Annotated in this window: 7 protein-coding genes; 1 reads left to right on the top strand and 6 read right to left on the bottom strand. The window is 68.6% G+C overall.

Translation table 11 applies throughout. The features are described from left to right. A partial coding sequence (locus tag AC07ZS_RS15665; RefSeq protein ID WP_494799453.1) for a class I adenylate-forming enzyme family protein occupies positions 1-1,546 on the top strand: 1,546 nt, incomplete at its 5' end. 24 nt (positions 1,547-1,570) lie between these two features. Here AC07ZS_RS15665 and AC07ZS_RS15660 read toward each other — a convergent pair. From AC07ZS_RS15660 to AC07ZS_RS15635, 6 genes are read right to left on the bottom strand one after another with little or no spacing between them, the layout of a single operon-like run. After that, complete coding sequence (locus tag AC07ZS_RS15660; RefSeq protein WP_494799452.1) at positions 1,571-2,854, bottom strand: amidohydrolase family protein; 1,284 nt, start codon at positions 2,852-2,854, stop codon at positions 1,571-1,573. Next, positions 2,851-3,681 carry a creatininase family protein gene (locus AC07ZS_RS15655; protein WP_494799451.1) on the bottom strand — a complete coding sequence of 277 codons (831 nt, stop codon included), beginning with the start codon at positions 3,679-3,681 and terminating at the stop codon, positions 2,851-2,853. Before AC07ZS_RS15655 ends, AC07ZS_RS15660 begins: the two co-directional genes overlap by 4 nt. Before the next feature lie 11 nt (positions 3,682-3,692). Beyond that, positions 3,693-4,760, bottom strand: a complete 1,068-nt coding sequence (locus AC07ZS_RS15650; RefSeq protein ID WP_494799450.1) for an aromatic ring-hydroxylating dioxygenase subunit alpha — start codon at positions 4,758-4,760, stop codon at positions 3,693-3,695. Positions 4,761-4,777: 17 nt separating this feature from the next. Beyond that, the gene (locus AC07ZS_RS15645; protein WP_494799449.1) at positions 4,778-5,779 is read right to left on the bottom strand and encodes an ABC transporter substrate-binding protein; all 1,002 of its coding nucleotides are present in this window, start codon (positions 5,777-5,779) and stop codon (positions 4,778-4,780) included. 46 nt (positions 5,780-5,825) lie between these two features. Further along, the gene (locus tag AC07ZS_RS15640) at positions 5,826-6,647 is read right to left on the bottom strand and encodes an ABC transporter permease (protein WP_494799448.1); all 822 of its coding nucleotides are present in this window, start codon (positions 6,645-6,647) and stop codon (positions 5,826-5,828) included. Then, complete coding sequence (locus tag AC07ZS_RS15635) at positions 6,644-7,486, bottom strand: ABC transporter ATP-binding protein (RefSeq protein ID WP_494799447.1); 843 nt, start codon at positions 7,484-7,486, stop codon at positions 6,644-6,646. Before AC07ZS_RS15635 ends, AC07ZS_RS15640 begins: the two co-directional genes overlap by 4 nt. Between the last annotated feature and the right edge of the window lie 160 nt (positions 7,487-7,646).

Here is a 7,646-nt window from a genome sequence, read left to right as displayed (position 1 = left end):
CCCCCCCACAGAAAGGACCCACCCCATGCTGATGCATCAGTTGATCACCGACGGCGCGATGCGCCACCCCGACAAGACCGCCTTCGTCTGGGTGGACCGGCAGGCCCGCCTGTCGTACGCCGAGACCGTCGCACAAATGGAGCGCATGGCCGGCGCGCTCGCGCACCTGGGCGTGCGCAAGGGCGACCGCGTCACGGTGTTCGCGCACAACGGCATGGACTACCTGCTGGCCATGCTGGGCGCATGGCGCATCGGCGCGATCGCGGCGCTGGTGAACGTCAAGTTCAAGGACGATCTCACCTACTACCTGGCCGACCACCGTCCCCGCGTGCTGATCTACACCCACGACATGCGCGACGCGGTGCTCGCGGCCGTGGCCCAGGTGCCGGGCATCGAACACCTGGTGTGCATGGACGGTGCTCAACCCGGCGCCCACGCCCTGCCCGAGCTGATGGCCCAGGGCTTTGCGGCCCCGCCCGACCCCGAGGACGAGAGCGCCATCGCCCACCTGTCCTACACCTCGGGCACCACCGGCAAACCCAAGGGCGCCTGTCTGAGCCACGAGCCCACGGTGCGCGCCAGCCGCTGCATCGCCGAGCGCCTGCGCGTGCGGGCGGACGACGTCTCGTTCGGCCCGACCGCGCTGTCCAGTTCCTACCAGCTGGTGGGCAACCTGCTGCCCGCGCTCTCGCGCGGCGCGACCGTGCACGTCATGCGGTTCTGGACCCAGGCCGCCGGCTGGGACGCGCTCGAACAGGCGCAAGCCACCATCCTGGTGGGCAACCCCACGCTGCTGGAAGAGCTGCGCACGGAAAGCGCCCTGCGCGGCCGCGCGCCCGGCCGCCTGCGCATGGGCCTGTCGGGCGGCGGACCGGTGCCACCGACCCTCAAGCGCGCTTGGCGCGACGAACTGCGCCTGCCACTGGTGGAGAGCTTCGGCCAGAGCGAACTCGGTGGCTTCATGGCGCTGGGCTACCCCGAACTCGAACCGGAAGACAGCAAGCTGATGCGCGTGGGCCCCGCCCTGCCCGACAAGGAGGTCTGGATGATGGGCCCCGACGGCCAGCGCCTGCCGCCGGGTCAGCTGGGCGAGATCGTGCTGCGCGGCGGCTTCATGTGGGGCTACTGGGGCAAGCCCGGCAAGACCGAGGAGGTGACGGCCCAGGGTCTGCTGCGCACCGGCGACATCGGTCTGATCGACCACGATGGCCACGTCACGATGCGCGGGCGGCGTTCCGAGCTGCTGCACGTCAACGGCGTGAGCTGGTTCCCACGCGATGTCGAAGAAGCCCTCTGCCGCCAGCCCGGTGTGCGCCAGGCGGCACTGATCGGCCTGCCGGCCGAGGGCGGCGTGCGGCCACGCGCCTTCATCACCTGCCAGGCCGGCGCCGAACCGGACCTGCAGCGGCTCAAGGCGGCGGTGCAGGCCGAGGTGGCCTACGACCTCGCGCCGATGGAGGTGGTGGGCATCGACGAGCTGCCCATGACGCCCACCGGCAAGATCGCCAAGGGCGACCTGCTCACGTTGGCGATGGCCACGGCCTGAGTCCACCGACCACCCGCGGACCGGTCAGTCCGCGGGTGCGTCCAGCTCCCGGAAATCGGGCAGGCCGGCGTCGAGCAGACGACCCCGGTGCAACACGCGGCGCTGAGGCCGGCCACATACCTCGAAGCTGTTGCGCCCCGCCAGCAGCACCAGATCGGCCGGCGCGCCCACGCGCAGCCGGCCGTCCCAGGCCAGGCCCATGGCGGCAGCGGGCGTGGTGGTGATGCTGTGCACCCACTGCACGAGCGGGTCGTCCAGGTGGGCCGCGAGCGCGCCGAGCGCCAGCACCTGCAGCGGGTCGAAATCGGCCATCGGCACGAAGGCGTCCTGCACGTTGTCGGAGGCCAGGCTCACAGCCACCCCATGTCCCCTCGCCTCCTGCAGCGGCGCGATGCCGCGCAGGCGCGGCGTGCGGCCGGGCACATCGCCGTCCTGCAATTGCAGGTTGGCCAGGGGCAGGCCGATCAGCCCCACGCCGGCCTCGGCCAGCGCGCGCAGCACGGCGCTGCCTTCGTCGGCCGGCGCCACCGAGAGGGCGCAGGCGTGCCCCACCGTCACCCGCCCCTGCCAGCCATGGCGCGCGGTCAGGCGGGCGATGCCGCGCAGGCCCTCGATGTCGTTCTGCAGATGCTCGTCCGCGTGGAAGTCCAGGTCCAGGTCGTGCGCCACCGCGAGCGCGAACACCCGCTCCAGCAGACCGCGCTGGCCCGGCACGGGATGCACCGACGCGCCCAGCACGCCGCCCTGATCGGCCAGCACGGCGGCCACGGCGGCGCCCAGTGCGGCCTCGGCGAACAGGGCCAGCGGCGTCAGGGACACCAGTTGCAGTTCGATGCGGTCCGCCCACTCGCGGCGCAGGTCCTGGCCCACGGTCCAGGCCGGCGGCGTGGCGACCCCCACCCAGTCGATGTGCGTGCGCACCGCGCGCGTGCCCTGCGCGAGGGCGCTGCGCAGCGAGAAACCCATGCGGCGCCGGATGTCCTTGGCCGTCCACCGCTCGCGGTCTTCGCCGGAGGCTGCCACCGCGGCGCGCAGCGTGTGGTGGTGGCGGCCGATGCGGCTCGCCGTGTGGCTCTTGTCCAGGTGCGTGTGCAGGTCCACCCAGCGCGAGCTCACGATGCCCTCGGCCAGGTCCAGCACCGGCAGGCCGTCGTCGACCCGGGCTGGCGACAGCGCATCGACGAATCCGTTGCGCAGGCGCAGGTGGACCGTGCGCAGGCCCGGCGCGGCGAGCGCGAAGGCATCGCGCGCCGCCGCGTCGAGCAGGGCTTCGGGCACGCGGGCACGCGCCAGCCAGCGGTCGCTCACCACGCCGTGGCGCTGTCCAGCGAGGCCAGGGGCACGCGGTGCACGTCTTCGAGCACCTGGGCGAACTGGCCGCCCACGAAGTCCAGCGTGGCGCGCCCTTTCTCGGCCGTGGCCCGTGTCGCGTTGCCGCAGGCGCCCTGCGGGTTCAGGTCCTGCGTCTGCCAGGCCACGCGCGCCTTGCCCTCCACGTAGGACAGGTAGCGCGAGCCGTCGCTGAGGGCGCGGTCGGTGCTGGCGAAGTCCTTCGCCCGGTCCATGCGCACGAACTCGGGGTGGATCTCCAGCAGGATGGAGCTCTCCAGTTCACCCGCGTGGATGCCGTGGCGCATCTCGTCGTCGCCGATCAGCCCATCGGGCAGGCCCAGCTGGTACCAGTTCACGCACACCACCAGCATGCCGAGGCGCTCGCGCAGGTCGCGGGCCACGATGTCCATGATGGACTCCTGCCCGCCATGGCTGTTGAACAGCACCAGCTTGCGCACGCCGGCAGCGGCCACGCAGGCGCCGATCTCGCTCCACAAGGTGATCAGCGTCTGGGCGGACAGGGTCAACGTGCCCGGGTAGCGCGAGTGCTCGTTGCTCTTGCCGATGGGCTGTGTGGGCAGGAACAGCACCGGCAGCTCCGCGCCCAGGTGCGGCAGCGTGGCCGCCACCATGGCGTTGACGGTGGCCGTGTCCACCGACATCGGCAGGTGCGGGCCGTGCTGCTCGATCGCGCCCACGGGCAGCACGGCGATCACGCTGGCCCGGTCCAGGCGCGAGAAGGCCTCGCTGGTCAGGTCGGCCCAGAAGCGGGAGGGCACGGTGGCGGCGAAGGTGTCGGCCATGGCAGCGCCCTTCACGCCGAGGCGGTTTCGACACGGATGCCGAAACGCGCCAGGTTGCGCGGCGTGCGCACCTCTTTCTCGCCGCGCGCCTCCATCATTTTCAGCAGGCGCCGGCGCATCGCCAGGCCCGGCCGGTCGGTGTACATGTGGGCCTCCTCGGCGCTGGCGGGGGCCAGCGGCACGTCCGGGTCCAGCCCTTCGAGGATCAGGATGTCCTCGTTGGTAATGCGGCGGTCCATCTCGATGCAGTCGGCCGCGCTGACTTCGGCCTCCGTGTCGTTGCGGTAGATCCACTGGCACAGCATGGAGCGCTCGTCGTCGATGGGCGTGGCCGAGGTCACCAGCGAATGGATCAGGCCGTTGGGGTAGTTGATCTGCGACTTTCGCATGAAGGGCATGTACCACTTGCTCACCATGTGCCGCACCGACTCCAGCCCGCTGTCGCGCACGACGCGCTGAATGTGCTCGTCGGCGTTGAGCACCGGCACATCGCCGCGCAGCACCAGGCCGTGCTCGGTTTCCTCGATCTCGGTCTTGCGCGGCTTGGCGTCCACCAGGTTGCCGAAGGTGCCCTTGTGCACGAAGCTCGTGTGCGAGAAGTCGAAGAAGTTCTCCATCAGGCGCAGGCCGGTGGCGCGGCAGGGCTCGTAGAACTCGTGGATCAGGCGAAAGCCCGGCGCGCCGTCTTCTTCCAGCACCGGAATGGTGTTGATCGGATCGGGCTCCAGGCAGACCCACACGTAGCCGTAGCGCACGTCCGTCAGGTGGCTCTTCACCTTGTAGGGAATCTTCTGGGCCTCGGGGCTCTGCGGCATGGACACGCATTGCCCCGTGCAGTCGTAGGCCCAGCCGTGGTAGCCGCAGACGATGCGGTCGTCCTCCAGCCAGCCCATCGAGAGCTTCGCGGTGCGGTGGCAGCAGCGGTCCTCCATGGAGGCATAGCGTCCTTCGCCCACTTTCCAGAGCACGATGTCTTCGCCCAGCAGCCGGAAGGCCTTGGGATGGCCGGCGTCCAGCAGGTGCGTCGGCATGACGGGGTACCAGAAGTGGCGGAACATGGGTTGTTGGGTGATCAGCATGGGTTTGTCTCTCTCGGTTATTGGGGGTACAGCTGTTTGATGAACTGCAGGTCGTAGGCCTTGCGCGGGTCGAGTCCGGCGGGCAGGGCCTTGGCGGTCACCATCTCCTGATAGAAAGCCGTCCAGCGGGCCTCGCTCATGGTGCCGATCCGGCCGCCTGCGGCATCGCCCGACTCGACCAGGCCGTACTGCTTCATCTGCGCCATGGCGTAGGCGATCTGTTCGTCGGTCATCTGCGGGTTGTTCGCCTTGATCAGGCGCGAGGCAGGTGCAGGGTCCTTGAGGAAGGCGCGCCATCCTTCCACCGTGGCCTTGACGAAGTCGCCCACGAGCTTGGGGTTCTCCTTGATGAGCCGCTGGGTGGTGTCGATGGTGTACATGTAGGTGGACCATCCGTAGTCCGCCAGCAGCATGCAGTCCATGGCGAGGTTCTGGCGCTTGAACTGGAAGCCGTCGTTGGTGATGTACCCCTGCTGCACCATCTTGGGGTCCTGCAGCAAGGCGGCGTAGCTCATGTCGAAGGGGCGCAGCTGGCTGTCGTCAAACCCGTACCGGGCCTTCAGCCAGGGCCAGAAGCTGCCGCGCGCGAGCTGGGCCACGCGGATCGGCGCGCCTTTCATGTTCTCCAGCTTCGCGTAAGCACCCTGGTGGTGCACCAGGCACTGAGGGTCGCGCTGGAACACGGCGGCCACCGACACCAGAGGGATGTCCTCGCGCACCGCATTGAGGGCCCGCATGCTCCAGCCGTTGACGAAGTCCATGCGGCCCGAGACCATCAGCTGCATGTTGTTGCCCTGCGGGCCGACCTGCGTGACCTTGACGTTCAGGCCGTGTTTTTCGTAGATGCCTTCGGCCAGCGCCGCGTAGTAGCCACCGTGTTCGGCGGAGGCATAGAAACTCAGCGCCACATTCACGTCACGCAGGGCCTGCGCATGGGTGGGGGCTGCCACAGACGCCAGCAGCACGAGGCAGGTGGCCAGGGCGCAACGCGCCGAATCAAGAACTGATCGGACATTCATGGAAGAACTCCTGTTGGGGGTGGGGCGAAAACGGAACGGGTGAAACTCAGTGCTCGGTCTTGACGGTGCTCTCGTGCCAGGCACCCAGCACCCGGTTCGAGATGAAGACCATCAGCGCGAACAGCGCGATGCCGGTAAGCGAGATCAGCAAGAGCGAGGCGAACATGCGTGGCACCTTCAGCTGCACGCCCGATTCGAGAATGATGTAAGCCAGCCCCGACTGCGTGCCGCCGGTGCCGGCCACGAACTCGGCCACCACGGCACCGATCAGCGCCAGGCCGCTGCTGATGCGCGCGCCGGCAAAGAAGTACGGCAGCGCGGCCTTGAGCTTGAGCCGGGTCAGGGTCTGCCAGTTGGAGGCGCGGTAGATCCGGAACAGGCTTTGCAGGTTGGGCGCCACCGAGCGCAGGCCCAGCGTCATGTTGGACACGATGGGAAACAGCGCCGTGATGCTGGCAATCGTCACCAGCGCCACGAAGGTGTTGCTGACCCAGATGATGATGAGCGGGGCGATCGCCACGATGGGCGTCACCTGCAGGATCACCATGTAGGGCATGACGCTTTTCTCCAGCAGGCGGCTTTGCGACAGCAGGAACGAGATCGACACGCCCAGCAACACCGCCACCGCGAAGGCCAGCACGGTGACCTTCAGCGTGAACAGCAGGCCGGTGAAGAGCAGGTCCGAATCCGCGTACAGGGCCTTGAGCACGTCGAGCGGCCCGGGCAGCACATACACCGGCAGCGACAAGGCCACCACCACCAGCTGCCACAAGGCCAGCAGGCCCACGCCGATGGCCAGCACCGGCAGCTTGCTCGAGCCCCAGTTCACCTGGCGCGCGGCGTTGCGGGAAATGTCCGGGCTCTTCATGGTGCGATCTCCTCGCCCCGGCTGGCCGCGTCCAGCGCGGCGCTCAGGCGGGTCATGTACTGCAGGTACTCCGCGGACAGGCGAAAGGCCGTACCCCGGGGAAAGGGCGCGTCGATGCCCACTTCGGCGATCACGCGCCCGGGCCGGGCCGCCATCACCACCACGCGCGACGACAGGTAGACCGCCTCGTGCAGGCTGTGCGTGACGAACACCACTGTGAGCTTGCGCTCGTGCTGGATGCGCATCAGGTCGTCGTTGAGCTTGTTGCGCGTCATCTCGTCCAGCGCGCCGAAGGGCTCGTCCATCAGCATCAGGTTGGGCTCGGTGACCAGGGCGCGGGCGATCGACACCCGCATCTGCATGCCACCCGACAACTCCCTCGGGTAAGCCTGCTGGAAGGCACCCAGGCCCACCAGGTTCAGCACCTCGTCCACCTTGCGCTGGATCGTGGCGCGGTCCAGTGTGCCCTTGAGTTCCAGCGGCAGGGCCACGTTCTCGAACACGCGGGCCCAGGGCATCAGCGTGGGGTCCTGGAAGACGAAGGCGAGCTTCTGGTCGGGCCGCTCCAGCACCGGGGTGGTCTCGCCCCACCACTGGATCGAGCCTTCGGTGACCGCACCCAGACCCGAAAGAATGCGCAGCAGCGTGCTCTTGCCGCATCCCGAGGGACCGATCAGGGTGACAAAGTCGCCGCTCCAGATCTCCAGCCGGGCCCGTTCCAGGGCCACAGTTCCGTTGGCATAGCGCTTGCTGACGTTGTCGACCTGGATGATCGGCGTGCCCCGGTGGTAGAGGCCCTTGCCATCGCACCGGGGCAGATCGGCCCTCGCGGTGTTCAAGACGTTCAAAACTGCGGTGTCCAAACCTGTGGCTCCTCGTGGGTGACCGGTCTCTTTGAACCGGTGTTTCCTGGAATGTCCCTGGGCTCTCGTGCCGTGCGCCATCGCGCTAAGGTTGAACTAGTATCCCGTTGTGCAACCCCCCAGTCCATGCGGACTG

It is taken from the genome of Hydrogenophaga sp. GW456-12-10-14-TSB4, from assembly GCF_059424305.1.
This window is presented reverse-complemented; position numbering and strand designations above follow the sequence as displayed.

Excerpts from the sequence above, each read along its gene's own strand:
- AC07ZS_RS15655 (WP_494799451.1), bottom strand. The coding sequence starts at position 3,681 with ATGGCCGACACCTTCGCCGCCACCGTGCCCTCCCGCTTCTGGGCCGAC.
- AC07ZS_RS15650 (WP_494799450.1), bottom strand. The coding sequence starts at position 4,760 with ATGCTGATCACCCAACAACCCATGTTCCGCCACTTCTGGTACCCCGTC.
- AC07ZS_RS15645 (WP_494799449.1), bottom strand. The coding sequence starts at position 5,779 with ATGAATGTCCGATCAGTTCTTGATTCGGCGCGTTGCGCCCTGGCCACC.
- AC07ZS_RS15640 (WP_494799448.1), bottom strand. The coding sequence starts at position 6,647 with ATGAAGAGCCCGGACATTTCCCGCAACGCCGCGCGCCAGGTGAACTGG.